Source organism: Ruegeria lacuscaerulensis (genome assembly GCF_013034685.1).
In the GTDB taxonomy this organism is placed as follows: domain Bacteria; phylum Pseudomonadota; class Alphaproteobacteria; order Rhodobacterales; family Rhodobacteraceae; genus Ruegeria; species Ruegeria lacuscaerulensis_B.
The window spans coordinates 94083-120953 of sequence record NZ_WQGO01000004.1; the positions used below are offsets into that span (position 1 = coordinate 94083).

A 26871-nucleotide genomic window follows, 5' to 3' on the forward strand; every position below is an offset into this window, starting at 1 on the left:
CAGAATGGCGGAGCATCAAGCCGCTGGGACAGGGAGTTTTCTTTTAGATGTTTAGCGTTTGCAAGCCCGTTCGCAAACTGGCGAAATCCGCCATCGCATTGGCAACCGCGGCGCTTTTGACCGCCTGCGTCCCCGGCGGAACCGGTGGTGGCCCCTCGATCAACACGTCCAAACCTGTTCCCGTGGCCCTGCTGGTTCCAGCAGGTTCAGCGAATTCGGGTGACGCAGCGCTGGCCCGTAGCCTGGAAAACGCGGCCCGCCTGGCCATGGCGGACTTGCAGAATGTGCAAATTGATCTGAGGGTCTATGACACGCAAGGCAACTCGGGCACAGCCTCGGCTGCGGCGCAACGTGCGGTGGCCGAGGGGGCCAAAATCATCCTGGGACCGGTTTATGCGCAGGCCGCAAACTCGGCCGGTTTGGCGGTTTTGAACAACAACGTCAATGTCCTGTCCTTCTCGAACAATACAAGCATCGCAGGTGGCAATGTCTTTGTTCTGGGTCCGACTTTTGACAACACGGCCAACAGGCTGGTCAATTTCGCTGGATCGCAAGGCAAGAACGGAATGGTCATCGTACATTCCAACGATGCCGCAGGCCAGTTGGGCCAATCCGCAATTGCCCGCGCGCTGAGCACCAGCCGGGTGAACAATGCGGGCACGGTCGGCTATGACCGGTCGCAACAGGGTGTGATCAACTCGGTGCCGACGATCAAGGCAACCGTCGATGCCGCAGGCGCGGATTCGATCATCCTGACAGCGACCACAGCGGGGGCTCTGCCGCTGCTGTCCCAGCTTTTACCCGAAGCAGGCGTGTCGCCGGCCATAACGCAATATATTGGCCTGACCCGCTGGGACATCCCGGCACAAACACTAGAGCTGCCGGGTGTGCAGGGGGGCTGGTTCGCATTGCCCGACCCTGCCAAGGCGCAAGCCTACCGCCAACGTTATAACAACACCTATGGCGAAGCGCCTCATCCGATCAGCGGGTTGGCCTATGACGGTATTGCCGCGATCGGCGCTCTGGTCAGTCAGGGAAAAGCAGACGCGCTGACGGCTTCGGCCCTGACCCAGAATGCCGGTTTCCAAGGTGTCGGCGGCATCTTCCGCCTGCGCCCCGATGGCACCAATGAACGCGGTCTGGCAGTCGCCACGATCCAGAATAAACAGGTAGTAGTGATTGACCCTGCCCCACAAAGCTTCTCTGGCGCCGGTTTCTGATCGACCGGCCCTGACGCTGACCCCCAAGGGTGAGCTGATTTGCCCGGCCGAAGATATTTTCGACAGTGCCGCCGTCATGGCCGATCTGTCGGAGGCCTTTGAAAACACCGCAGATAACAGCGCGCGGCGATCCGAGACTGTGCGCGTCCTGCGTGCCGCGCAAAAGGCTGGGCGTCAGGCCATTGCCGACGCGTTTGCCCAGCGCCCGTTCGACGCGCGCCCTTTAACCCATTCCTACACCTATCTGACCGATGGGCTGGTCTGTACGGCGATGCAGGTGGCCAGCCAGGATCTGCACCCTCTGGCGACGCCAACGCAGGGCGAAAGGATCGCGGTTCTGGCAGTGGGCGGCTATGGCCGGGGTGAAATGGCCCCGTCATCGGATGTCGATCTGCTGTTTCTGACCCCCTACAAGATTACCGCCTGGGCCGAGAGTGTTATCGAATCCATGCTGTATATCCTGTGGGATCTGCGGCTGAAGGTCGGGCATTCCTCGCGCACGATCAAGGATTGCCTGCGGCTGGGGGCCGAGGATTTCACCATCCGAACGGCGATGCTGGAACAGCGCTATCTGGCTGGTGAAACAACATTGTCAGATGAACTGAACACCCGCTTGCGGGATGAGCTGTTCAAAGGCAGCGAACGGGCCTTTATCGAAGCCAAACTGCAAGAGCGTGACGAACGCCACCAGAAGCAAGGCCAGCGCTATATGGTCGAGCCCAATGTCAAAGAGGGCAAAGGCGGGCTGCGTGATCTGCAATCGCTCTATTGGATCGCCAAGTACATTTATGGCGTGCAGGACGTGGCCGAACTGGTGCCACTTGGCCTGTTCACACCTGATGAGTTCAACACATTCGTTCAGGCCGAAGATTTCCTGTGGGCCGTGCGCTCGCACCTGCATCTGGTCACTGGGCGCGCAACTGAACAACTGACCTTTGACATGCAGGTCGAGGTGGCCGAGCGCATGGGATACGAGGATCGCGCCGGACGACGCGCGGTCGAGGTGTTCATGCAGCGCTATTTCCGCGAAGCGACGAAGGTGGGTGAGCTGACCCGCATCTTCCTGACTAAGTTGGAAGCCACCCATATGAAGGGTGCGCCTCTGCTTGAGCGGATATTCCGTCGCCGTCCAAAGGCCAAACCGGGTTACAAGGTGGTGCATGGACGTCTGGATGTGGCCAACGCCGAGACGTTTCTGGCCGATAAGCTGAACCTGCTGCGCCTGTTCGAAGAAGGGTTGCGCACGGGGATGCTGATTCACCCGGATGCGATGCGCTTGGTAACAGCCAATCTGAATCTGATCGACGACGACATGCGCGAGGACAAGGAAGCCCAGCGCATCTTCCTTGATCTGATGCTGAAACATGGCAATCCAGAACGCGCCCTGCGCCGGATGAACGAGTTGGGGGTCCTGTCGGCCTTTATCCCGGAATTCGAGCACATCGTCGCGATGATGCAGTTCAACATGTATCACAGCTACACGGTGGACGAGCACACCATCCAGTGCATCGTGAACCTCGCCCAGATCGAACGGGGCGAGTTGATCGAGTCACTGCCGCTGGCCTCTTCGATTCTGAAAAAGGGGGTGAACCGCAAGGTTCTGTATGTCGCCCTGCTGATTCACGATATTGCCAAGGGGCGGCCCGAAGATCACTCGATCCTCGGCGCACAGTTGGCCCGCAAAATTGCACCTCGGCTTGGGTTGAACAAGGCTGACGCGGAAACGGTCGAATGGCTGGTGCGCTATCATTTGCTGATGTCCGACATGGCGCAGAAGCGCGATATTTCCGACCCGCGCACAGTGCGCGACTTTGCTAAGGCGGTGAAGACGGTCAAGCGGCTGGACCTGCTGACTGTCCTGACGGTCTGTGACATTCGCGGCGTCGGTCCGGATACCTGGAACAACTGGAAGGCCACCCTGTTGCGCGCACTGCACGCGGAAACCAAACGCGCGCTTGAGACCGGGATGGAAGACCTCAACCGTGCCAATCGCGGGGCTGAGGCGAAAAAGACCCTACGCGCCGAATTGGCCGATTGGTCCAAGGCCGACCTCAAGACCGAGACCGGGCGGCATTACGACCCGTATTGGCAGGGGCTCAACCTCTCGACCCATGTGGAATTCGCGGAGATGCTGCAGGCACTTGACCGCAGTGGCGACGCGGGCGCGATGGAGATTCGCCTGCAACCGGACGAGGACCGCGACGCCACCCGCGCCTGTTTCGCCATGGGCGACCATCCGGGCATCTTTGCACGGATTGCGGGGGCCTTGGCGCTGGTTGGGGCGAACGTGGTCGACGCGCGCAGCTATACGACCAAGGATGGTTATGTCACGGATGCATTCTGGATACAGGACGCAGATGGCCGCCCATTCGAAGCCAGCCGCCTGCCACGCCTGACGCAGATGATACACAAAACGCTAAAGGGCGAAGTTGTGGCGCGCGACGCGCTGAAATCGCGCGACAAGATCAAGAAACGCGAACGCGCCTTTAACGTGCCGACACATATCATCTTCGACAATGACGGGTCTGAAATCTATACGATTATCGAGGTCGATACCCGCGACCGCCCCGGTCTGCTCTATGATCTGGCGCGCACGCTGGCCGCAGCGAATGTCTATGTCGCCAACGCGGTGATCGCGACCTATGGCGAGCAGGTGGTGGACACGTTCTATGTCAAGGATATGTTCGGGCTGAAATACCACTCCGAAAGCAAGCAGCGTGGGCTTGAGGCCAAGCTGCGCAAAGCCATCACCGAGGGCGCCGAGCGCGCAGAATCATGAAGCAGATCCGGCTGTTCTCGGGCCTGTTCACGGTCGGGTTCTGGACCCTGGCCAGTCGGATATTGGGGTTTCTGCGGGAAATCCTGCTGACGGCTTTTATCGGGCCGGGCCCAGTGATGGACGCCTTTGTGGCCGCCTTCCGCCTGCCCAACATGTTCCGCCGCTTCTTTGCCGAAGGTGCGTTCAACGCGGCCTTCGTGCCGATGTTTTCCAAACGGCTGGAAGGGGACGAGAACGCCGAAGGATTCGCACAGGATGCCTTCAACCTGCTGACCGTGGCCGTTTTAGCACTGGTTGGGCTGGCGATGGTGTTCATGCCCGCACTGGTCTGGATAACCGCCGAAGGGTTCTATGGCGACGACCGGTTCGATCTGGCCGTGGATTATGGTTACGTGGTTTTCCCCTACATCCTGTTCATGTCACTGGCAGCACTGTTTTCGGGCGTTCTGAACGCCACGGGCCGCTTTGCGGCCGCTGCCGCAGCGCCCGTTCTGCTGAACATCTTTGCCTGCACCGCCATGATCGCCGGAGCCCTGTCGGGCGGCGAGGTCATCCGCTGGCTGATCGCCATCATCCCCTTGGCCGGTGTGGCGCAGCTTGCACTGGTCTGGGTCGCGACCGAGCGCGCGGGTATCCGCATCCGTCCCGGCCTGCCGAAACTCAGCCCTGAGATGAAGCGTATGGTCCGCATCGCCGTCCCCGCCGCACTGGCGATGGGGGTGACGCAGGTCAATCTGGTGGTGGGGCAGCTGGTCGCCTCAAAAACCGAAAACGCGGTCAGTTGGTTGTTTGCCGCGGACCGGCTGTATCAACTGCCTTTGGGCGTGGTGGGCATCGCCGTTGGCATCGTGTTGCTGCCTGACCTGTCTCGCCGCCTGCGTGCGGGTGACAAAGACGGCGCCCGCAACGCCTTTTCCCGCGCCGGAGAGTTCACGCTGCTGCTGACCCTTCCGTCAACAGTGGCCTTTGTGATCATGCCGATCCCTCTGGTCTCGGTCCTGTTCGAGCGTGGACAGTTCACCGCCGAGGATACCGCCGCCACCGCGCTGGCCGTGGCGATCTATGGCATCGGCCTGCCGGCTTTCATGTTGCAAAAGCTGCTGCAACCGCTGTTCTTCGCACGCGAGGACACAAAATCTCCGTTCCGCTATGCGGTGGTGGCGATGGTGGTGAACGCGGGGCTGGCCTTTGGGCTTTATCCACTGCTGGGCTGGATCGCGCCTGCAATTGCGGCCTCGGTCGCCGGGTGGGCCATGGTCGGACTGCTGGCGCTGGGCGCGCGACGCATGGGCGAGGAGGCGCGCTTTGACGATCGGTTCAAACGCCGGGCATGGCGGATCGTGGCCGCATCGCTTGGAATGGGCGTTGGCCTATTTGCCGCGCTTTCCCTATTCGGGTGGGCATTTCACCTACCAGGCTGGCGCTATGTAGCACTGTTGGCCCTCATCATCGGTGCTGCAGTGCTGTATTTTGTGCTAGGCCACCTGCTGCGCGCCTTTGAAATCACCGAGTTCAAAAAGGCCCTGCGCCGGTCCTGATCAATCGCGGCGGATACCGCCAATGATCCTTGTCCAACCGCCGGGACCAACCACAAATGACAACGCAAAGCCTGTGGCGAACCCGCCCAGATCCGCCACCCAGTCTAGCGTACCGCCGAAGATCAGACCGAACAACAACTGGATCCCCATCAAAACAGCGATCAGGCTGAAGGCCCGTGACTGGTTTTCGCCCACCAAAGATAACCTACGCCACAAGATCCACGTGAACGCACCGATCAGGCCGTAGACCGGAGGGAACCCTCCCACCAAGGGATAACGCGGATCCAAGAGCAGCGCGTAGACCAGCGCCCCACCAATGCCCGAGACAACAAAGATCACGAGCATCGCAACACTGCCAAAGACCTCGGCCACCATCTTGCCCATGGCCAGAACAAAAACACAGACAAAGACCGCCTGCGTGAAATTGGCCGAGACAAACGGGTAAGTCACAAAGCGGATCAGGTGTTCAAACGGCCAGCGCCCGTTTTTCATCATCCAATCGAAAATGTCCGGCGAAAACGCATAGTGCTGCAAGGCATCCAGCCGCCAACCAATCGCTCCTGGCCCGCCGACTAGACCGCGCGCGCCCAGCATGAAGATCACCTCGATCCCGAAAATGAACAAGACCAGCGCCACCACCACGGGCGGCAAAGGGTTCACGGCGGGTGTATAATTCTCACTGCTCATTGGGCTGGCCTTTCGCGGCTGTTGACGTCCCTTTGCCTCATGGGTAAGCGACGGGGGCTGATTTTTCCAGACGGGAGTTCCCTTCGATGATCGACACCCAGTTCACACCGCGCGTGTTTTCCGGCATCCAGCCGTCGGGGAACCTGCACCTTGGCAACTACCTGGGTGCGCTCAAGCGGTTCGTGGATATGCAGGGCGACGATTTTGAGACCATCTATTGCATGGTCGATCTGCACGCGATCACCGTCTGGCAGGACCCCGCCCGCCTGCGCGAAAAGACCCGCGAGGTCTGCGCAGGCTTTATCGCCGCTGGTCTGGACCCGGAAAAATCCATCCTGTTCAATCAAAGCCAAGTGCCCGAGCACACGCAACTGGCCTGGATTTTCAACTGTATCGCCCGGATGGGCTGGATGCAGCGGATGACGCAGTTCAAGGATAAGGCCGGCAAGAATGCGCAGAATGCCTCACTGGGTCTGTTTGCCTATCCGGCGCTGATGGCGGCGGATATTCTGACCTATCACGCGACGCATGTGCCTGTGGGCGAGGATCAGAAACAGCATTTGGAACTGACCCGCGACATCGCCATCAAGTTCAACCATGACTATGGCGTAGAGTTCTTCCCTGTCACCGAACCCGTCATCGGCGGCCCCGCCCCGCGCGTGATGAACCTGCGGGACGGGTCGCGCAAGATGTCGTCCTCGGACCCGTCGGATATGACGCGGATCAACATGACCGATGACGCCGACACGATTGCCAAGAAAATCCGCAAGGCCAAAACCGACCCCGATGCTCTGCCTTCGGATGTGGATGGCCTTTCCGAACGCCCTGAGGCGCGCAATCTGGTGAATATATACGCCGCGCTCAGCGACCAGACTGCCGAGCAGGTTCTGACCGAGGTTGGCGGCAAGCAGTTTGGCGAGTTCAAACCGATGTTGGCAGAGTTGGCCGTGTCGAAACTTGGCCCGATCTCGTCCGAAATGGCCCGCCTGATGGGCGAAGAGGCCGAGATTGATCGAATTCTGGCCAATGGGGCAGAAAAGGCGCGCGCTGTTGCCGCCCCGATCCTACAGCAAACTTACGAAATCGTGGGCATGGTTGGCGCAAAACAGGGCTGATTGCTCTGGACGTTGCCGCAGCGTCTTCCTAGGTTTGCCGCAAAGCTTGGGAGGGCGTCATGGCAGTCGGCAAGAATATTCGCACCTATTTCGAAGGTCAGTGGCATGACGGGGATGCGCCCATCATGCGGGCAGCCGATCACGGCGCTTGGCTGGGGTCGTCCGTCTTCGATGGAGCCCGCTATTTCGACGGTCTGGTCCCCGATCTTGAGGCGCACTGTGCCCGCGTGAACCGCTCAGCCGAGGCTTTGATGCTGACGCCGTTTGTGACCACCGAGCAGATGGTCGAGATCATCCGCGAAGGGCTGGAAAGTTATGCGCCGGACGCAGCGGTTTATATCCGTCCGATGTATTGGGGCATCGACGGCGACCGCACGGCGATCGTGCCGCTGGAGAACAGTACGGGCTTCGCGATTTGTCTGGAAGAGATTCCAATGGCGCCCGAATCTGAGTCGGTGACACTGGGCTATACGCGCTTCCGTCGCCCGGTTCTGGAGTCGGCGGTTGTGAACGCCAAGGCAGGCTGTCTCTACCCCAACAACGCGCGAATGTTGCAAGAGGTTCGGTCCAACGGTTTCTCAAACGCGCTGGTCGCGGATGCGTTGGGACATGTGGCTGAAACCGCGACCGCCAACATCTTTATGGTCCGGGATGGCGAGGTGCTTACCCCCACCCCGAACGGCACCTTTCTGGCCGGAATCACCCGCGCGCGCCATATCGAAAACCTGCGTGCAGACGGTGTGACCGTGCACGAAGCGATCCTGAGTTTCGAGGATTTCCACAAAGCTGATGAGGTCTTCATGACCGGCAACATGAGCAAAATCACCCCGGTCACGGCGCTGCAGGATACGCAATATCAGGTCGGGCCTATCGCCCGCCGTGCGCGCGAGTTGTATTGGGATTGGGCTGCCAGCACGCGATAGGCTTCGGTTGCCAGCGCGCATCAGGTCGGGCATGATCGCCCGAAATGAATGAGGACACCCATGCGTAAGTTCCTGGTGGTTTTGGATGACAGCCGCGAATGTCTGAACGCAATGCGTTTTGCAGCTATGCGCGCGGCGCATACGGGCGGTGGCGTGACGATCCTGTCGGTCATTCCCCCCGATGAGTTCAACCACTGGATCGGCGTGGCCGAAGTGATGCGTGAAGAAGCCCGTGAACGTATCCACGCCCATTACGAGGTTTTTGCCAAGTGGATGCGTGACAAACAGGGCGTCGACCCCGAATTGGCCATTCGCGAAGGCGATCCCGTACCGCAGATCATCGAACACGTGCAATCCGACCCCGAGATTGGCGTGCTCGTTCTGGGTGCAGGTGTCGAAAAGAAAGGACCCGGCCCGCTGGTCACGCAACTGACCAAGAACTCGGGCAGCCTGCCAATTCCGATCACTATCGTTCCGGGTGACCTGAGCAAGGAAAAGCTGGAAGCGATTACCTAAGGGTCAACCATGACGCGCATCATTCAGTTCTGGTTCGAGTTCGCCTCAACCTATTCCTACCTCAGCGCGATGCGGATCGAAGACGCCGCTGGTCGCCATGGCGTTACGGTCGATTGGCAACCCTTTCTGCTGGGGCCGATCTTTGCTGCGCAGGGCTGGAACGACTCGCCTTTCAACCTCTATCCCGCCAAAGGTGAATACATGTGGCGTGATATGGAACGGCTGACAACGCAACGTGGGCTGCCGTTCCAACGGCCTGGCATGTTCCCTCAGAACGGTTTGAAAGCGGCGCGTTTGGCACTGGCGATCAAGGATGCGGCCCAAAAGGCCAAGTTTGTGCGGGCGGTCTATTCTGCTGAGTTTGCGGACGCTCAGAATATCGCCGACGATGACGTTCTTGCCGGTTGCTTGAGCGCGGTTGGGTTGTCTGCGGATTTCATGGTCCAAGCACAGGACCCGGCGATCAAGGCGGCCCTGATCGAACAGTCCAAAACCGCGCAGGCCAAGGGGCTGTTCGGTGCGCCCAGCTTTCTGGTTGGGGATGAGTTGTTCTGGGGCGATGACCGTCTGGACGATGCGATAAAGTTGGCGACTGAAATTTAGAATCGTTCCAAATCTTGACTTCCCGCGCGTGGACCCGCATATCAGGGACAACTGAAACGGAGCCGCGCCATGTTCATCCAGACCGAATCCACGCCGAACCCAGCCACCCTGAAATTCCTGCCCGGCCAGACCGTGCTGGAGGCTGGAACTGCAGACTTTCCATCGGCAGACGCGGCAGAGAAATCACCTCTGGCCAACCGGATTTTCACCGTCAGCGGTGTGACTGGCGTGTTCTTTGGCAATGATTTCGTGACCGTCACCAAATCGGAAGACGTGCAGTGGGACCATATCAAACCAGCTATCCTTGGCGCGGTGATGGAGCACTACCAATCCGGCCAGCCGGTCATGGCCGCGGATGCAACGACGGAGTCGGGCCACGCAGAACATACCGGCGAAGACGCCGAGGTGGTCAACCAGATCAAGGACCTGCTGGACAGTCGTGTGCGCCCTGCAGTGGCTCAGGATGGTGGTGATATCACCTTCCACGGATTTGACCGCGGCGTTGTCTATCTGCACATGCAGGGGGCCTGCGCGAACTGCCCGTCCTCGACCCTGACACTGAAAATGGGGATCGAGAACCTGCTGCGTCACTACATCCCCGAAGTGACCGAGGTACGCCCTGTTGCCGTCTGATCCGATCATTCTGGCGTTTGACACATCGGCCGCGCATTGCGCGGCCGCTTTGTTAGGCGGGGACCAGTTCGTCGCAACCCGCGTTGAACAGATGACACGTGGCCAGGCCGAACGTCTGATGCCCCTGCTTGAGGAACTGCTGGCCGAGGCAGACTGCACATGGCAGGATCTGTCGGCCATCGGCGTCGGCATCGGCCCGGGCAATTTCACTGGCATCCGCATATCGGTATCCGCCGCACGTGGCCTTGTATTGGGTTTGGGCATCCCTGCGGTCGGAGTCTCGGGGTTCGATGCGCTTGCCGATGGCGCAGAAGACGCGGTTCCCGCCATCCGCGCGCCCCGCGATCAGGTCTATGTGGCGCCTGCTGGTCACGCGCCCGCTCTGATCCCGCTTGATCAGGCAGAATCACTCGGCCCGTTGATCTTCAATGACGACGCTGAATTGCAGGTCCGTGGCATCGCGCATGTGACCCGACAGAGATGGCAGAGCAATGACGGCCCTCCGGCCCCGCTGTATGTGCGGGCCGCAGACGCCGCTCCGTCCAAGGACCTGCCTCCGGTCCTGCTGGACGAATGACCCCCCGCGCCTTGGCCAGCATCCACGCGGCGGCCTTCACGCAGTCGCGACCGTGGACCGAGGCCGAATTCAACGACCTTTTGCAGAATCACTTTACCCATGTGGTTGGAAACGAACACTCTTTCGCACTGATTCAGGTCATCGCAGACGAGGCCGAACTGCTGACAATAGCGACCCGCCCTCAAATGCAGCGTCAGGGATTGGCACGGACGCGGATGGAAGAATGGCACGCTTTGGCTAAAACTTTGGGCGCGACGCGAGCTTTTCTGGAAGTGGCGCAAGACAATGCTGCGGCAATTTCCCTGTATGAAACCTGCGGCTATCGCCCCTGCGGATTGCGACGGGGCTACTATGTGCGCGAAAACAATCAGAAAATTGACGCCGTTGTGATGGAATGTGACTTGACCTGAACGACGTATCAAATTTTTTTCGACCAGTTGGTCAAAAATCAGTTGACCCCGGCTGTTGCAAACGGCCTTAATTCCCGCCATCACAACAGATATGCTCGCTCATAGTGGGTGAACGGGGCTATCTTGGCCCCGACCGACAATAACAACGGGAGTAACAAATGACCCTGATGAAATCCTTGATGGGCGCCGCCGCAGCCGTCGCACTGACCGCAGGTGCGGCCCTGGCTGAACCGGCCCTGATCTTCGACCTGGGTGGTAAGTTTGACAAATCGTTCAACGAGGCCGCCCATAATGGCGCGCAGCGTTGGGCCGATGAAACCGGTGGCAGCTATCGCGAGATCGAACTGCAATCCGAAGCCCAGCGCGAACAAGCTCTGCGCCGCTTTGCCGAGGCCGGTCTGAACCCGATCATCACCATGGGCTTTGCCATGGCCGATCCGCTGTCGGCTGTTGCGGGCGACTATCCCGACACCAAATTCGTCGCAGTTGACGTGAACTGGCTGGACGCGCCCAACGTGCGTCAGATCGGCTTTGCCGAGCATGAGGGCTCGTATTTGGTTGGCATGATGGCAGCGATGGCGTCTGAATCTGGCACCGTTGGTTTCATTGGCGGCATGGACATCCCGCTGATCCGTCACTTTGGCTGCGGCTATGCCCAAGGTGCCAAAGCTGTGAACCCTGACATTGAAGTTGTTGCCAACATGACCGGCACCACCCCTGCAGCCTGGAACGACCCGGTGAAGGGCTCGGAACTGACCAAGGCGCAGATCAGCCAGGGTGCTGACGTGATCTACGCAGCCGCAGGCGGCACCGGCGTGGGTGTTCTGCAAACCGCTGCCGACGAAGGCATTCTGTCGATCGGCGTGGACAGCAACCAGAACCACCTGCATCCGGGTAAGGTACTGACTTCGATGCTGAAACGCGTGGACGTCGCCGTTTATGACGCGATGAAAGCGGGTGAGAACCTTGAAACCGGCGTCTTCGCCATGGGTCTGGCCGAAGAAGGCGTAGGCGTTGCCATGGACGACAACAACGCGTCGCTGGTCTCGGACGAGATGAAAGGCGCGGTCGACAAGGCGCGTCAGGACATCATTGACGGCAATGTCACGGTGACCAGCTACTACGAGAACGACAGCTGCCCCGCACTGCAGTTCTGATATCGCGCGGGCGGGGGTTTAGCCTCCGCCCGGCCTCCTACCCTGCCGCGCGCCATGCGGCCTTTTCGGCAATCTGAGGACAAGACATGAGCGTCCCCGCCATTGAGCTTAAGGGCATTTCCAAAGCCTTTGGGCCGGTTCAGGCCAACAAAGACATCTCGATCAGCGTCACTCCCGGTACGATCCATGGGATCATCGGTGAAAACGGCGCGGGCAAGTCCACGCTGATGAGCATCCTCTACGGCTTTTACAAGGCCGATAAGGGCGAGATCTGGATTAACGGTACCAAGACCGACATCCCGGACAGCCAAGCCGCGATTGCAGCGGGCATCGGGATGGTGTTCCAGCATTTCAAGCTAGTGGAAAACTTCACCGTTCTGGAAAACATCGTTCTGGGCGCCGAGGACGGAGGGCTGCTGGCCCCCTCGCTGTCCAAAGCGCGTAAAGAACTGAAAGCACTGGAAGAAGAATACGAGCTGTTCGTCGACCCCGACAAGCGTATCGACGAGATCGGCGTGGGCATGCAGCAGCGTGTCGAAATTCTCAAAGCCCTGTATCGCAAGGCCGAAATTCTGATTCTGGACGAACCCACCGGGGTTTTGACCCCGGCCGAGGCCGATCAGCTGTTCCGCATCCTCGACCGGCTGCGGTCCGAGGGCAAGACGATCATCGTGATCACCCACAAGCTGCGCGAGATCATGGAAAATACTGACACCGTTTCGGTCATGCGACGCGGTGAGATGACAGCTACAGTCAAAACCGCCGATACAAACCCGCAGGAACTGGCCGAGCTTATGGTCGGGCGCAAAGTGCTGTTGCAGGTGGATAAACTGCCCGCAAAACCCGGCCAGCCCGTGCTTGAGATCGAAAATCTGAGTGTCACCGATGGTGCGGGTGTCGAGCGGGTCAAAGGCATCGACCTGACCGTCCGCGCGGGCGAAATCGTGGGCATCGCTGGCGTCGCCGGTAATGGGCAGTCTGAACTGCTTGAGGTTCTGGGCGGGATGCGTCCGGGTCAGGGCACGATCCGCCTGAACGGCGCGCCCTTGGTGCTAAGCGGGGCGGGCTCGGATGGTCAAACCCGCCGTGCGCAAGGCATTGCGCATGTACCCGAGGACCGCCAGCGCGAAGGTCTGATCATGGACTTTCACGCGTGGGAGAACGTGGCCTTCGGCTATCACCGCGACCCGGCCTACAAGCGGGGGCTGTTCATGGACAACTCCGCCCTGCGCGCTGATACAGAGGCCAAGATGGAAAAGTTCGACGTCCGCCCGCCCGATGGCTGGCTTGCGGCCAAGAACTTCTCGGGCGGGAACCAGCAAAAGATCGTCGTCGCGCGCGAGATCGAGCGGAACCCCGATCTGTTGCTCGTCGGTCAACCCACCCGCGGCGTGGATATTGGCGCGATCGAGTTCATTCACAAACAGATCGTCGCTCTGCGCGATCAGGGCAAGGCGATCTTGCTGGTCTCGGTCGAGCTGGAAGAGATCTTCTCGCTGTCCGACCGGATTGCGGTGATGTTTGACGGACATATCATGGGCGAACGCCTGCCCCATGAGACGGATGAAAAAGAGCTGGGCCTGCTGATGGCCGGTGTTGCGGGAAAGGCCGCGTGAAGCATGGATAAAATGCCCAAATGGGCCGATGTCGTTCTGATCCCGCTGATCAGTCTGGTACTGGCCGCAATCCTCTCGGCGCTGGTGATCCTCGCCATAGGTGAAAACCCCATCGAGGCCGTGAACCTGATGGTCACCGGCGCGCTGGGGTCGACCTATGGCTGGGGCTATACGCTGTATTACGCGACCAATTTCATGTTCACCGGTCTGGCCGTAGCCGTGGCGTTTCACGCGCGTCTGTTCAACATTGGCGGTGAAGGTCAGGCCATGCTGGGCGGTCTGGGTGTCGCCATGGTGTGCCTCTATATCGACTGGCCACACTGGAGTATTGCCCTGCTGGCCGCCTGTGTCGGATCCGCCCTGTTCGGTGCCATGTGGGCGGCAATTCCCGCCTACCTGCAAGCCAAGCGCGGCAGCCACATCGTAATCACCACGATCATGTTCAACTTCATCGCGGCAGCTTTCCTGAACTATATGCTGGTCAACGTGATGCGCCCGCAGGGCTCGCAAGACCCGGCAACCGCACGCTTCCCCGAAGCGGTGCATCTGCCAACATTCCAGTCCATGTTCTCAACCGCCGAGAATGCTCTGTTCCGGGGCGCGCCCGCGAATATCTCGTTTTTTGTGGCCTTGCTGGCCTGTGTCGCGGTCTGGGCGCTGATCTGGCGCACGCGGCTGGGCTATGAAATCCGCGCCTACGGCCATTCGGAAACCGGGGCCGTCTATGCCGGGATTTCCCCGGTGCGCATAACCATTATCGCCATGCTGATCTCGGGCGGATTGGCCGGAATGATGGCCATCAACAACGTCATGGGCGAGGCAGAGCGTCTGGTCCTCAACTCGACCGAGGGCGCAGGGTTCATCGGCATCGCCGTGGCGCTGATGGGGCGGTCGCACCCGTTCGGGGTGTTCCTTGCCGCGATCTTGTTCGGGTTCCTTTATCAGGGTGGCGCAGAACTTGCGCTGTGGACATCGATCCCGCGCGAACTGATCGTGGTCATTCAGGCCCTTGTGATCTTGTTCACCGGAGCGTTGGACAACATGGTACGGATGCCGCTTGAAAAGCTGTTCCTGAGCCTGCGGAAAGGAGCGCAGTGATGGAGGCCTTCGTAACTCTTATCCAAGTCCTCGATTCGACAATTCGACTGGCAACGCCGCTGCTGCTGGCCTGTCTGGCGGGGCTCTATTCGGAACGCGCGGGCATCTTTGACATCGGGCTTGAGGGCAAGATGCTCATGTCCGCCTTCTTCTCGGCCGCCGTGGCTGCTGTGACCGGCTCGGTCTGGCTGGGCCTTCTGGCTGGGATCGGGGCTTCACTGATCCTGTCGGCCCTGCATGGCGTTGCTTCGATCACGTTCCGGGGCAATCAGCTAATCTCGGGCGTGGCGATCAACTTCCTAGCCTCGGGGTTGACCGTTCTGGTCGCACAAAGTTGGTTCCAGCAGGGCGGGCGAACCCCGTCCCTTTTCGGCGGGGGCCGGTTCGAGCCGATCAACTTCCCCTTTGCCGACGCGTTGAGCAGTGTGCCTGTCATTGGGCCAATATATTCCGAGTTGCTTTCAGGGCACTCGATCCTCGTCTACGTCGCTTTCCTGATGGTGCCGCTGACGTGGTGGATTCTGTACCGCACCCGTTTTGGCCTGCGTTTGCGGGCCGTGGGCGAAAACCCGGCCGCCGTTGATACGGCCGGGGTCTCGGTCGTGGGACTGCGCTTTGCTGCCGTGGCCATTTGCGGTGTTCTGTGCGGGATCGCGGGCGCCTATCTGGCGACCGCCCTGCAAGCCGGCTTCGTCAAAGAAATGACCGCCGGTCGCGGGTTCATCGCACTAGCCGCGCTGATCTTTGCCAAGTGGCGGCCCTGGCACGCGATGGGTGCCTGTCTGCTATTCGGCCTGCTTCAGGCAATTGCGCTGCGGTTCCAGAATATCGACCTTGGCGGTGTCATCATCCCTGTACAGGTCATGGACGCGCTGCCTTATATCCTGACCGTGGTCATTCTGGCCGGGTTCGTCGGCAAGGCTGTACCGCCCCGCGCGGGTGGCGAACCCTACGTGAAAGAGCGCTGATAGGTCCAGTTTCAGGATTCCTTTCAGTCCTTTTTGCTGCAGAGCGGCATGTAGAGTTGATTTTACATGCCGCACCCGCTCTAAAGAGGTATGCGAGTGTTTCCTGTGATAGCTGTCCTTGGGAAAAAGCCCACAGTGGCCGGGTTTCTGCGGATTGCCTTAGCGGGTCACAACCGGCTTCCGTCATTTTCTGTTGAAACGAGCTTTGCGGCGTTGAACGGCGCATCTGGCCTCAAGTACTAGTTTATCATGCAGATTTACCTTCCCATTGCCGAAGTTTCCGTCAACGCCTTTCTGCTGCTGGGACTCGGGGGCATGGTCGGGATTCTATCCGGCATGTTCGGTGTCGGTGGCGGGTTTCTGATGACGCCGCTGCTGTTCTTCATAGGCATCCCCCCAGCTGTCGCAGTGGCGACCGAAGCAAACCAGATCGTCGCCTCGTCCTTTTCCGGGGTGTTGGCTCATTTCAGACGAAAGACCGTCGACCTCAAAATGGGGACTGTTTTGCTGACGGGGGGCTTAATGGGCGCGGCCCTTGGGGTGGTGGTATTCAACTACCTCAAAAGCCTCGGTCAGGTCGATCTGCTGGTCACACTGTGCTACGTCGTATTTCTGGGCGTAGTCGGCAGCCTGATGTTTATCGAAAGCCTGAATGCGCTGCGCAAGTCTAAAAAAGGCGGGGCCGCGCCCGCAGCGCGCCGTCAGCGCGGCTGGGTCCACGCGATGCCGTTCAAGATGCGCTTTCGTACGTCCGGCCTTTATATCTCGGTTATTCCGCCGGTTCTGGTCGGCCTGTGCGTGGGCGTTTTGTCCGCCATCATGGGCGTGGGCGGCGGGTTCATCATGGTGCCCGCGATGATCTATCTGCTGGGAATGCCGACAAAGGTGGTTGTTGGGACCTCGCTGTTCCAAATCATCTTCGTCACGGCCTTCACCACGATGTTGCACGCAACCACGAACTACACGGTCGATATCGTGCTGGCTGTCCTACTGCTAGTGGGCGGTGTTGTCGGGGCGCAGATCGGGACCGTGATTGGCGCGCGTATGCCGGCTGAGCAGCTTCGGGTTCTGCTGGCCGCGCTGGTTTTGGTGGTGTGCGGTAAACTGGCGCTGGACCTGCTACTGGAACCGTCCGAGCTGTATTCGCTTGGCGCGGAAGGGGGGCATTAATCATGCTGAAACGGCTGATCCTGTTACTTGCCCTCTGCACCACTCCGGCTTTGGCCGAAGAAGAATCCGTAGTGCTTGGCCTCAGCCAGGACCGCGTTGCAATCACTGCAACCTTCGACGGGTCCGAGATACTGATTTTTGGTGCCGTCAAACGCGAAACACCGATCCCGGACGGCCCTCCGCTTGAGGTGATCGTCGCCGTGGCCGGGCCGTCCAGCCCCGTAACTGTCCGGCGGAAAGAGCGTAAGCTGGGCATCTGGGTCAACACCGACAGCGTTCTGGTCGACCTCGCCCCCAGCTTTTACGCCGTGGCCACAAGCGGGCCACTGAAGGAAATCCTATCGGATACCGAGGATCTGAGATACCGCGTCTCGATCGAACGAGCCATCCGCTCGGTCGGAGCCGCGATGCACATCAAGGGCGCGCAGGATTTTGCGGATGCCGTAGTGCGTATTCGCGAGGATGAAGGCCTCTATTCGATCCGCGAAAACACCGTGGCGGTGGATGAGCAAACCTTGTTCAGAACCTCGATCGCCATGCCCGCTGACCTGACTGAGGGCGACTATGCCGCGCGAATCTTCCTGACCCGAGGTCGCGAAGTGATCTCTGAGTTCGAAACAACGATTGACGTGCGCAAGGTTGGGTTAGAGCGGTTCCTCTACAACATGTCCCGCCAACAACCGGTGTGGTACGGGCTTATGTCGCTGGTCATCGCTATTGCCGCTGGTTGGGGCGCCTCCACGGCCTTCCGCCTGCTGCGCGAAAACTGATCTAGCCGCGCCCGATATAGGGCATCGTCGTGGCCATTACCGTCATGAACTGCACATTCGCTTCGGGCGGCAAAGACGCCATGTGCAGCACGGACCGGGCTGCATCCTCAACATCCATCGTGGAATCCGGCTGCTGCCCCGCAGCAACGGCGCTGTCGACCAGTCCCTGCACCATCTGCGTTCGCGCGTTGCCGATGTCGATTTGACCACAGGCAATGCCAAAGTCGCGCCCATCCAGCGACAGGCTGCGTGTCAGCCCCGTGATCGCGTGTTTGGTCGCCGAATAATGCACCGAATTCGCCCTGGGGACATAAGCGGCAATCGACCCGTTGTTGATGATCCGGCCGCCTTGCGGCGACTGTTGTCGCATGATCCGAAAGGCTTCGCGCGCGCACAGGAACATGCCGTTCAAGTTCACGTTGACGCTTTGGTACCAGTCGTCCAACGCGATCTCATCAATTGTACCACCGGGGGCAAAGATGCCCGCGTTGTTGAACAAGACATCCAGCCTGTCTACCCAGTTCGAAAACGTCCGAAAGGCCCGCGCGACCGCGACCGGATCCGTCACATCTGCCGCCAGCGCGATCGCCTTGGAATGTTGTTGCGCTATTTCATTCAGCTTTTCGGCGCTACGGGCCAACAGGCCGACGGTCCAGCCGTTGTTCAGAAACAGCTCGGCTGTGGCGCGCCCTATGCCCGAGCTTGCGCCGGTTACTATGATCGTCTTCATGTCTCTTCCGCCTCCAATGTCAGCGAGGCCGCCGGAACCGCCCGCAAGTCATCAATGCGTAACGGATAGGTCGGCTTTGCCAGACGATTGCGCACGACCCAGATCAACCGCTCCTGCGCGCGCGTGATCGCCACATAAGCCAGACGTTTCCACAAAGGCTGCCCGGCCTCGGTCCGGCCCATCCGAGCGGCGGCATAGATATCCGGTGCAAAGACCTGCACTGTGTCCCATTGCGACCCCTGCGCCTTGTGGATAGTCACGGCCGCCCCATGCAGAAAAGTCGCGCCCATGCGGGCGGCATAGGGGATGAACGGCTCTTCCTCATCCGGCATTTCGATTTTGACGATCGAGGCCGCGCTGACCTGCGGGTCTTCGGCCCCCATGACATGCAGGCGCGAAAAACCCGGCTTGCGACCCGGCCCCAGATAAACAACCTGCGCCCCTTTGATCAGCCCGCGCGCCTCAAGGTCCAGGCGCTTCTTTCGATGCTTCAAGGGCAGTTCGATCCCGTCGCAGATCAATGGCTCACCTTCCAGCAATTCAGTGTCCGGAGCGCCATGCACATGTCGAAATGCCTGAATCAAACGAATGCGGGTCGCATTGCGCCACACCAGAACCGGGCTGCGGGCCATCAGATCAACCTCGACCCGCTGCCCCCACACGACGCGGTCATCCTGCCGGGCCGTTTGTTCAACCAGACGCTCGAAATCTTCAAACCCCATGGCAGGGTCCGCCAGCGCATGGGCCAGATCCAGAATGGGGTTGTCTGCCGTCTGACGATGCACGCGATGCAGGATTTGTTTTCGCGGCTCGGGCAGACCGTCAAACACCATGCTGCCCGATTGATTGACCGGAGCCAGCTGCGCCGGATCGCCAAACAGCAACAGTGTCGGGAAAATCTCCTGCAGGTCCTCGAACTGCCGGTCGTCCAACATCGAGGCTTCGTCCACGAACCCGATATCCAAGGGCTCTTCTCGACGCTTCCAGCCGGTGATGAAATCCGACCCACGCAGCCCCGCCGCGGCCAAAGCACCCGGAATGGATTTGTTGTTTTCATAAAACGCGGCAGCACGGTCCAGTGCCTCGTCCGTCAACCCTTCGATCTCGGGGCGTTCGTCGTTTCCGGCCAGCCACTCGGCAATCCGCTCATATTCGGGGTCATAGACCGGTGTGTAGAGAATTCGGTGGATCGTGGTCGCAGGAACGCCGCGCAACCGCAACACGCTGGCCGCCTTGTTGGTGGGGGCCAGAATAGCAAGGCTGCGTTTGTCCCGCGCCTTGCGGCTTTCAAAATCGCCCGAAACGATCTGAACACCGGTTTCTGCCAGCGCCTTGTAAAGCTCGGCCAACAACAGGGTCTTTCCCGACCCAGCCTTGCCGATCACCGCCATCACACCGGATTTTCCGTTTCCCGGCAGTTTCAGAAGGGCATCGTCATCCAGATCAACGCCTGCCGACCTCAACATCTCGGCGATGTTGTCATAGGCGGCGGCTTGGTCGTCCGAGAAGGTCACTAAAGGCGTAGACATGGCGCGACCCTACAAGGCCGCGCCCGCTATCACCAGATGCGGTTTCCGGTTTTCAACAGCTTATGCCGACAAGGCAAACCGATGCTGCCGACCAGTGCCAAACGCGGTCTTGAACCAAAGGCGCGACAACTCACGCGGGATACCGGCACGTTCGGCCACGCGGTAGCAATCGTCGGATGAATAAGGCCACAGCCCAACCGAGATCTGATCCCGCCCCTTCCCTTCCGAGCCAAGTACGACCGGAGACGACCCTATCAGCCGGTAAATCCGGATCATGCGCGCATCAAACACACCCGCGATATGGGTCAGACCGAACCCTTCCATGATTTCACCCCCGCTCAGCATAATAGCACCGGCGGTATGTGGGCTGGCCGTTCGGGAAAGGCAAAAGCGTGTCACCTCCCAGATCAGGGGGCTGTTGATCGGTTCACCCCCGGTCAGATGCCCGAATACTTCGTTCACCATAACGCGCCCAGTGGTAGGCAACACACGCATGGACCCGCCGTGACTACCATCCTCTTCTTCCCAGATAACGTAGAGCGGGTTCAGATCGTCATACTGATCCCTCTCTTCCCCCTTTTCGTTTATACGCACGTCCCAACCCAGCCGGGTTTTGAATTGATCGGCCCGGTCGCGGAACATTCCGTCGGCGAGATCCGGAAACTTGTGAAGTTCGTCGGCAAACAAATAGCGCAACATGACTTTTCCCCTTGTCGTCCTGTGCAAGAACGAAAGGGGTACAGAGCCATGGTTAAATTACGGTTCGAAGTGCGTGCGGCCGTTAAACGACGATTAATCCCCGGCTGAGCGCTGTCGCGATCGCGTGGGTGGTATTCTGCGCCCCAAGCTTGGCACGGGCGCTTTCGATATAGACTCGCAGCGTGTGTTCCGAGATCGATAAGGAATGCGCGACCTGCGCGCGACTATAGCCCAGCGCCAGAAGGGTCATCGCATCCACCTCGCGCGGGGACAGGCCACGCGGCGCATCGGGCTGGCGGTCGCTTTCAAACTCCAGCGCTTTTCGGTTGAAATAATGCGCAATCAGGATCAGCTCGCGCCCATGGGCGTCGATGAACGCCTTCCAACTAGCGTCATCGCAGGTGTGGTTCACGGTAAACAACGCAAACTGGCCGTTCGGGCCCCGGATCGGGATCGAATAGCCCTGGTTGCCTACCCCGTGCTCCAACGCGTCCTGCAGGAAATTCTTCGCCACCTTGCCGGACCAGTCCAGAGATTTCCAATCCACAGGATGAAAGCGCTGAAAACATCCCAGAATGACGGGGTCGATACGGTGGTAATTCCGTTCCAGATATCTTTCGGCCCAGGCATCTGGATAGGTCGTATAGCCGTACTGGTCCCCGGCCCCGTCGACCCAATGATAGATCAGATGCTCAGTGTGCAATCGGTCGCGTAATCCAAGGGCGACTGCACCCAATTCATCAAGCGTGCTGGTGTTTTCCAAGTCCTCCAGGACCTGAGCCATATCCAGATCTGTTCCCATTCGCGGGCGTCCGAGCCTCATCCTTCAAGGACGCAATCTCGGCCGCTGCGATCAGCTTGGTGTCATCCAACTGCTCGGCAAGGGCGGTCAAACCGTTCTCAACCGCAAAGGCGTTGAGATCCGACAAAACGTCCAGTATCCACTCATTTTTCGCCATCTAGAGTCGCTCCGAAACGGTTAACGAAGGGTTAACACAACCATAACATGTGCAGTGTTTTTTAGGCTATTCACTGGTTTCTACTCCCCAAAAATAGCGGGGCTGGGTTCTGCAAGTCGTTGAAAAGGATCACCTGCGCATAAAACGCAGCGCGCCCGCGAACCTGACTAACGATTCGCGGGCGCGATTTCTGATAGAGCAGGTCGGTTATCCGCGTGCGTCCAGAACCTCTTCCAGAGTCCGCATGCCAGTGCGCGGTGCCTGAACCAGAACCGACATGTTGCCCGGTTTATGTTCGTTGCGCATCATTTTCATGTGGGCTTCGGGCAGCTCGTTCCACGCAAAGACTTCAGACATGCAAGGGTCCAGACGACGTTCGACCATCAACTGGTTTGCAGCGGACGCCTGTTTCAGGTGCGCGAAGTGCGAACCTTGCAGGCGCTTCTGGTGCATCCACATGTAACGCACGTCGAAGGTCAGGTTATAGCCGGTTGTTCCGGCGCAGATCACGACCATACCGCCCTTTTTCACAACGAAGGTCGAGACAGGGAAGGTGCTTTCGCCGGGGTGTTCGAACACCATGTCGACATTCACACCCTTACCGGTGATGTCCCAAATGGCCTTGCCGAATTTGCGGGCCTCTTTGAACCACTCGGCATATTCCGGCGTGTTGACGGTAGGCAGCTGACCCCAGCAGTTGAAATCTTTGCGATTCAGAACGCCCTTTGCGCCCAGACCCATCACGAAATCACGCTTGCTTTCATCCGAGATCACACCGATCGCATTTGCGCCCGCCGTATTGATCAACTGGATCGCATAAGACCCCAGACCACCCGAAGCGCCCCAAACCAGAACGTTCTGACCGGGTTTCAGATCATGCGGCTCGTGACCGAAAAGCATCCGGTAGGCGGTGGCCAGTGTCAGCGTATAGCAGGCGCTTTCTTCCCAGGTCAGGTGCTTCGGGCGCGGCATCAACTGCTGCGCTTGGACATTGGTGAACTGGGCAAAAGACCCGTCCGGTGTCTCATAGCCCCAGATACGCTGGCTGTCGGAGTACATCGGATCGCCGCCATTGCAGGCTTCGTCGTCGCCGTCGTCTTGATTGCAATGGATCACGACCTCATCACCCACTTTCCAGCGGCGCACTTTGTCGCCCACGGCCCAGACGATGCCCGAAGCATCCGAACCCGCGATATGGAACGGTTGACCGTGACCGTCAAACGGGCTGATCGGTTTGCCCAAAGATGCCCAGACGCCGTTATAATTCACACCTGCCGCCATCACCAGAACCAGCACCTCGTGGCTGTCCAGCTTGGGCACATCGACCACTTCCAGCTGCATGGCCGTGTCCGGCTCGCCATGGCGCTCCTTGCGGATTGCCCACGCGTACATCTTCTTGGGTACAAACCCCATCGGAGGGATCTCACCCATTTCATAGAGGTCTTTTTCCGGCGCGTCGTAGGTCGCGATACCGCTTTCGGTGTCCAAAGCCATGTTGGCCTCCTTCCATCTCAATGTTTGCCGCGATGCAGAATCGCAGGCCTTACCAGATGAAATATTGGGCCTTGAGAAATATTGCAACCAATTTTGTATCTATTTTGTAATTTTATGACCCAGCGGATGCAGAAACTCTCTTTGCGAGCGCAGCATCTCCGAACTCCACATCACCCGGAGCCGAAGCCGCATAATACTCCAGCAGGTCAACCCTTTGACCAGATTGAGATATTTTCCCGTCCACTTGTTTCAGAATCCGCCTTTGGACAAGTTGATCCAAAGCTTGGGTGATTGCAGCCTCACTCGGGTCGGTCAAAGTTCCGTCACGTCGCATGGCCTGCGCGACAAGGCTGCGCACATCATCCTCCAGCAACTCAGTTCGGTCTTGGATCAGCTTGCAGATCGCAGGCAGCGGCACCAACGGGATTGCATCCTTGATACGTCCCATCAAAGCACGAGCGAGGTCAGTCATGACGTCTTGTTCATGTTCGGCCCGGAAGTCCTGCAACGAAATGGGCCGGCCATAGCGCACCGACGCCAGACCAAAGCGCATATAGCGCCCGATCAGTCGGCGACCGATCTGCTTCAGAATCCACCCGGTGATCACTCCGATCCGAGCCCGAAACCGCCTCTCACTCCCAAGTGCAGCCTTGGTCAAGATTGTGTCCTCAAGCACCCGGTCATAATTCAGCGCAACAGGAACAAACACCACGTCCTTGCCGCCCGGCTTGGTTCCGTCCAGTATATATTTCAACAGACCAAGCTTGGGGCGCCCTAAGGCACCGGTCAGACTAAGCCCCCCTTCAGGGAACATGGCCTGCGTCACCCCCGCTTCGGTCGCGTGTCGCACGTAACAAGCCAGTACCTGCCGGTACAGCTCACTGCCCGATCTGCGCCGGATAAAGTAGGCCCCCATGGCCCGGATCAAGCGGCTGAGTGGCCAAACTCGCGCCCATTCCCCCACCGCGTAAGACAGCGCTGAATGTTGCGCGGCCAGATATGTGACCAGCACGTAATCCATGTTGCTGCGGTGGTTCATCACGAACACAACGGTCGCATCCGGGTCGATAGTCTTGATTGCCTCTTCATCCTGATAGCTGAGCCGCACGTCATAAAACGCATTACTCAGCATCCGCGCCAACCTTATGGCGATGCTGAAATAGGCTACGGCTGAAAAGGAGGGCACGATTTCACGCGCATAGCGGCGGGCCATTTCGAAGGCCACCGCCTCGGGCACCCCGGTTTCGCGGGCGTGGTCTTGCACAGCCTGCCCCACCTGCGGATCATAGATCAGACGTTGGATCATGTCGTGCCGCTCGGCCAACTTGAACGGTTGGATCGGGCGTTGCAGGCGAGTGTTCAGACGTTTGACTGCGCGTTCAAGGCGACGGCGAAAGAACCACCGCACCGAAGGGAACAGGAAATGCGAAGCAAATGTGACCGCGGCAAATACCAGGATCAGCAAAAACAGCCAAAGCGGAAGCTCCACGGTCTCAGTCATGCGCGCACCCTGACAGCAAACGTTGCGTCCTACAATCACAAGAACCACATATGCCGCAACGCAGCGAATTGACATATCCCAAAAATTGCGCTTTAGAGGCTTCGTGAGTAATTTTATTGCCCAGGAAAGACACGAGGCCCAGCTATGACGCAGATGCAGAAAGATCGCCCCTGGCTCATCCGAACCTACGCCGGTCATTCCACCGCCAAGGCGTCAAACGCGCTGTATCGCGGCAACCTGGCCAAAGGTCAGACCGGCCTTTCGGTCGCTTTCGATCTGCCGACTCAGACAGGGTATGACAGCGACCACACTTTGGCGCGCGGCGAGGTCGGCAAGGTCGGCGTGCCGATCAGCCATCTGGGTGACATGCGGGTCCTGTTTGACCAGATTCCGTTGGAACAGATGAACACCTCGATGACCATCAACGCGACCGCGCCGTGGTTGCTGGCGCTGTATATCGCCGTGGCCGAGGAACAGGGCGCGGATGTGTCCAAGTTGCAGGGCACGGTTCAGAACGATCTGATCAAGGAATACCTGAGCCGCGGCACCTATGTGTGCCCGCCGAAACCGTCGCTTAAGATGATCGCGGATGTGGCCGAGTACTGCTATACCAATGTGCCGAAATGGAACCCGATGAACGTGTGTTCCTATCACTTGCAGGAAGCTGGCGCGACACCCGAACAAGAGCTGGCCTATGCACTGGCAACGGCCATTGCCGTTCTGGACGAGCTGCGCCCGCGCGTACCGGCCGAAGATTTCCCCGCGCTCTGCGGTCGGATTTCGTTCTTTGTGAACGCGGGCATCCGTTTTGTCACCGAGATGTGCAAGATGCGCGCCTTCGTGGATCTTTGGGATGAGATTCTGAAAGACCGTTACGGGGTCGAAGATCCCAAGTTCCGCCGCTTCCGCTATGGCGTGCAGGTGAACTCGCTCGGCTTGACCGAGCAACAACCAGAAAACAACGTCTATCGCATCCTGATCGAGATGCTGGCCGTGACTCTATCGAAAAAGGCACGCGCGCGCGCGGTTCAGTTGCCTGCCTGGAACGAGGCGCTGGGTCTGCCCCGCCCATGGGATCAGCAATGGTCGATGCGGATGCAACAGATTTTGGCTTATGAGACCGACCTGCTGGAATATGGCGACTTGTTCGACGGCAACCCCGCTGTCGATGCCAAGGTTGAGGACCTAAAGGAAGGTGCACGCGCCGAACTGGCCAACCTGGATTCGATGGGCGGTGCGGTCGCCTCGATCGAATACATGAAATCCCGCTTGGTGGATTCAAATGCCGAACGCTTGAACCGGATCGAGCGGAACGAGACCGTCGTCGTCGGCGTGAACAAATGGACCGAGGGCGAGCCCTCGCCGCTGCAAACCGAAGATGGCGGCATCATGGTAGTTGATCCGGCTGTCGAGCAGGAACAGATCAACCGCCTGAACGAGTGGCGGTCCGAGCGTGACGACGCCGCAGTCTCCGCAGCGCTCGCGGCTTTGCGCGAAGCGGCGCAGACCGGTGCCAATGTCATGGAGCCTTCGATCGCAGCCGCCAAGGCGGGCGTCACCACTGGTGAATGGGCCGAAGAGATGCGCAAGGTCTACGGCACCTACCGCGGACCCACTGGTGTGTCAGGGTCGGTCTCGAACAAAACCGAAGGGCTGGACGAATTGCGCGCCGCTGTGGATGCGGTCAGCGACAAGCTGGGGCGTCGTCTGAAATTCCTGGTCGGCAAGCCGGGGCTGGACGGCCATTCCAACGGCGCAGAACAGATCGCCTTCCGCGCGCGCGATTGCGGCATGGACATCAGCTATGAAGGCATCCGCCTGACGCCCGAGGAAATCGTCAACGCCGCTATCGAAGACAAGGCACATGTGATCGGTCTATCAATCCTGTCGGGCAGCCATATTCCGCTGGTCGAGGACGTCATGACGCGCCTGAACGCGGCCGGATTGGACGTGCCTGTGATCGTAGGCGGCATCATCCCGGATGACGACGCCGAGAAATTGAAAGCGATGGGTGTTTCCGAAATCTACACACCCAAAAATTTCGAACTGAATGCGATTATGGGTGACATCGTGACTCTGGTCGATCCGCAAAATCTGGCGGCGCAATAACAGTTCTGTTTCTTTCTGGATTCTCAATTTCTATTCCTTGAGAAAAGGGATAGATAATGCCTGTCATTAG

At 59.2% G+C, this 26871-nt stretch carries 24 protein-coding genes and 1 pseudogene; 17 read left to right on the forward strand and 8 right to left on the reverse strand.

The features are described 5' to 3' along the window. The first annotated feature begins 47 nt into the window (after positions 1 to 47). From GOV80_RS11530 to murJ, 3 genes are read left to right on the forward strand one after another with little or no spacing between them, the layout of a single operon-like run. Positions 48 to 1220 carry a penicillin-binding protein activator gene (locus GOV80_RS11530; protein WP_170772477.1) on the forward strand — a complete coding sequence of 391 codons (1173 nt, stop codon included), beginning with the start codon at positions 48 to 50 and terminating at the stop codon, positions 1218 to 1220. Beyond that, on the forward strand, positions 1180 to 3999 hold the full coding sequence (locus tag GOV80_RS11535; RefSeq protein ID WP_170784849.1) for a [protein-PII] uridylyltransferase: 2820 nt from the start codon (positions 1180 to 1182) through the stop codon (positions 3997 to 3999). The genes GOV80_RS11530 and GOV80_RS11535 overlap by 41 nt, the downstream gene beginning before the upstream one ends. Continuing rightward, positions 3996 to 5537 carry a murein biosynthesis integral membrane protein MurJ gene (murJ, locus tag GOV80_RS11540; protein WP_170784851.1) on the forward strand — a complete coding sequence of 514 codons (1542 nt, stop codon included), beginning with the start codon at positions 3996 to 3998 and terminating at the stop codon, positions 5535 to 5537. Before GOV80_RS11535 ends, murJ begins: the two co-directional genes overlap by 4 nt. On the opposite strand, the gene GOV80_RS11545 is transcribed toward murJ, so the two are convergent. Further along, the gene (locus tag GOV80_RS11545; RefSeq protein WP_170784853.1) at positions 5538 to 6224 is read right to left on the reverse strand and encodes a rhomboid family intramembrane serine protease; all 687 of its coding nucleotides are present in this window, start codon (positions 6222 to 6224) and stop codon (positions 5538 to 5540) included. Between the two features lie 86 nt (positions 6225 to 6310). On the opposite strand from GOV80_RS11545, the gene trpS reads away from it, so the two are divergent. The 13 genes from trpS (at position 6311) to GOV80_RS11610 (ending at position 17780) form a co-directional block, all read left to right on the forward strand. Then, on the forward strand, positions 6311 to 7339 hold the full coding sequence (gene trpS / locus GOV80_RS11550) for a tryptophan--tRNA ligase (RefSeq protein ID WP_170784855.1): 1029 nt from the start codon (positions 6311 to 6313) through the stop codon (positions 7337 to 7339). Between the two features lie 59 nt (positions 7340 to 7398). Further along, complete coding sequence (locus tag GOV80_RS11555; RefSeq protein WP_170784857.1) at positions 7399 to 8262, forward strand: branched-chain amino acid aminotransferase; 864 nt, start codon at positions 7399 to 7401, stop codon at positions 8260 to 8262. A 60-nt stretch (positions 8263 to 8322) separates the two neighbouring features. After that, positions 8323 to 8778, forward strand: a complete 456-nt coding sequence (locus GOV80_RS11560) for a universal stress protein (RefSeq protein WP_170772489.1) — start codon at positions 8323 to 8325, stop codon at positions 8776 to 8778. A gap of 9 nt (positions 8779 to 8787) precedes the next feature. Then, complete coding sequence (locus GOV80_RS11565) at positions 8788 to 9381, forward strand: 2-hydroxychromene-2-carboxylate isomerase (protein WP_170784859.1); 594 nt, start codon at positions 8788 to 8790, stop codon at positions 9379 to 9381. A gap of 69 nt (positions 9382 to 9450) precedes the next feature. Continuing rightward, a complete protein-coding gene (locus GOV80_RS11570) occupies positions 9451 to 10014 on the forward strand; it encodes a NifU family protein (RefSeq protein ID WP_170772492.1) in 564 nt (187 codons plus the stop codon). Further along, positions 10004 to 10591: a tRNA (adenosine(37)-N6)-threonylcarbamoyltransferase complex dimerization subunit type 1 TsaB gene (gene tsaB / locus GOV80_RS11575; RefSeq protein ID WP_170784861.1), complete on the forward strand. Its 588-nt coding sequence runs from the start codon at positions 10004 to 10006 to the stop codon at positions 10589 to 10591. Before GOV80_RS11570 ends, tsaB begins: the two co-directional genes overlap by 11 nt. Continuing rightward, entirely contained in the window at positions 10588 to 11001 is a 414-nt protein-coding gene (locus tag GOV80_RS11580; RefSeq protein WP_170784863.1) for a GNAT family N-acetyltransferase, read from the forward strand. Before tsaB ends, GOV80_RS11580 begins: the two co-directional genes overlap by 4 nt. A gap of 158 nt (positions 11002 to 11159) precedes the next feature. Next, on the forward strand, positions 11160 to 12158 hold the full coding sequence (locus GOV80_RS11585) for a BMP family lipoprotein (protein WP_170772498.1): 999 nt from the start codon (positions 11160 to 11162) through the stop codon (positions 12156 to 12158). Between the two features lie 86 nt (positions 12159 to 12244). Next, positions 12245 to 13774, forward strand: a complete 1530-nt coding sequence (locus GOV80_RS11590) for an ABC transporter ATP-binding protein (protein ID WP_170784865.1) — start codon at positions 12245 to 12247, stop codon at positions 13772 to 13774. A 3-nt stretch (positions 13775 to 13777) separates the two neighbouring features. After that, complete coding sequence (locus tag GOV80_RS11595) at positions 13778 to 14872, forward strand: ABC transporter permease (protein WP_170784867.1); 1095 nt, start codon at positions 13778 to 13780, stop codon at positions 14870 to 14872. After that, positions 14872 to 15840, forward strand: a complete 969-nt coding sequence (locus GOV80_RS11600; protein ID WP_170784869.1) for an ABC transporter permease — start codon at positions 14872 to 14874, stop codon at positions 15838 to 15840. Before GOV80_RS11595 ends, GOV80_RS11600 begins: the two co-directional genes overlap by 1 nt. A gap of 249 nt (positions 15841 to 16089) precedes the next feature. After that, positions 16090 to 17010, forward strand: a complete 921-nt coding sequence (locus GOV80_RS11605; protein WP_170772506.1) for a sulfite exporter TauE/SafE family protein — start codon at positions 16090 to 16092, stop codon at positions 17008 to 17010. A 2-nt stretch (positions 17011 to 17012) separates the two neighbouring features. Then, positions 17013 to 17780: a TIGR02186 family protein gene (locus GOV80_RS11610; protein WP_170772508.1), complete on the forward strand. Its 768-nt coding sequence runs from the start codon at positions 17013 to 17015 to the stop codon at positions 17778 to 17780. A gap of 1 nt (position 17781) precedes the next feature. On the opposite strand, the gene GOV80_RS11615 is transcribed toward GOV80_RS11610, so the two are convergent. From GOV80_RS11615 to GOV80_RS11645, 7 genes are all read right to left on the reverse strand, one after another. Beyond that, entirely contained in the window at positions 17782 to 18510 is a 729-nt protein-coding gene (locus GOV80_RS11615; RefSeq protein ID WP_170784871.1) for an SDR family oxidoreductase, read from the reverse strand. Continuing rightward, entirely contained in the window at positions 18507 to 20039 is a 1533-nt protein-coding gene (locus GOV80_RS11620) for an ATP-dependent DNA helicase (protein ID WP_170784873.1), read from the reverse strand. Before GOV80_RS11620 ends, GOV80_RS11615 begins: the two co-directional genes overlap by 4 nt. Before the next feature lie 60 nt (positions 20040 to 20099). Further along, positions 20100 to 20738, reverse strand: a complete 639-nt coding sequence (locus GOV80_RS11625; RefSeq protein ID WP_170784875.1) for an acyl-homoserine-lactone synthase — start codon at positions 20736 to 20738, stop codon at positions 20100 to 20102. An 82-nt stretch (positions 20739 to 20820) separates the two neighbouring features. Then, positions 20821 to 21540 (reverse strand): helix-turn-helix transcriptional regulator, encoded by a 720-nt coding sequence (locus GOV80_RS11630; RefSeq protein WP_170784877.1) that lies wholly within the window; start codon positions 21538 to 21540, stop codon positions 20821 to 20823. Continuing rightward, positions 21479 to 21697, reverse strand: coding sequence for a hypothetical protein (locus GOV80_RS11635; RefSeq protein ID WP_170784701.1), 219 nt, complete (start codon positions 21695 to 21697; stop codon positions 21479 to 21481). Before GOV80_RS11635 ends, GOV80_RS11630 begins: the two co-directional genes overlap by 62 nt. A 207-nt stretch (positions 21698 to 21904) precedes the next feature. Further along, entirely contained in the window at positions 21905 to 23191 is a 1287-nt protein-coding gene (gene ccrA, locus GOV80_RS11640) for a crotonyl-CoA carboxylase/reductase (protein WP_170772516.1), read from the reverse strand. A 112-nt stretch (positions 23192 to 23303) separates the two neighbouring features. Beyond that, entirely contained in the window at positions 23304 to 24692 is a 1389-nt protein-coding gene (locus tag GOV80_RS11645) for a 1-acyl-sn-glycerol-3-phosphate acyltransferase (protein ID WP_170784879.1), read from the reverse strand. A 141-nt stretch (positions 24693 to 24833) separates the two neighbouring features. On the opposite strand from GOV80_RS11645, the pseudogene GOV80_RS11650 reads away from it, so the two are divergent. Continuing rightward, positions 24834 to 26801: pseudogene (locus GOV80_RS11650) on the forward strand (methylmalonyl-CoA mutase family protein); the annotation flags it as partial. Between the last annotated feature and the right edge of the window lie 70 nt (positions 26802 to 26871).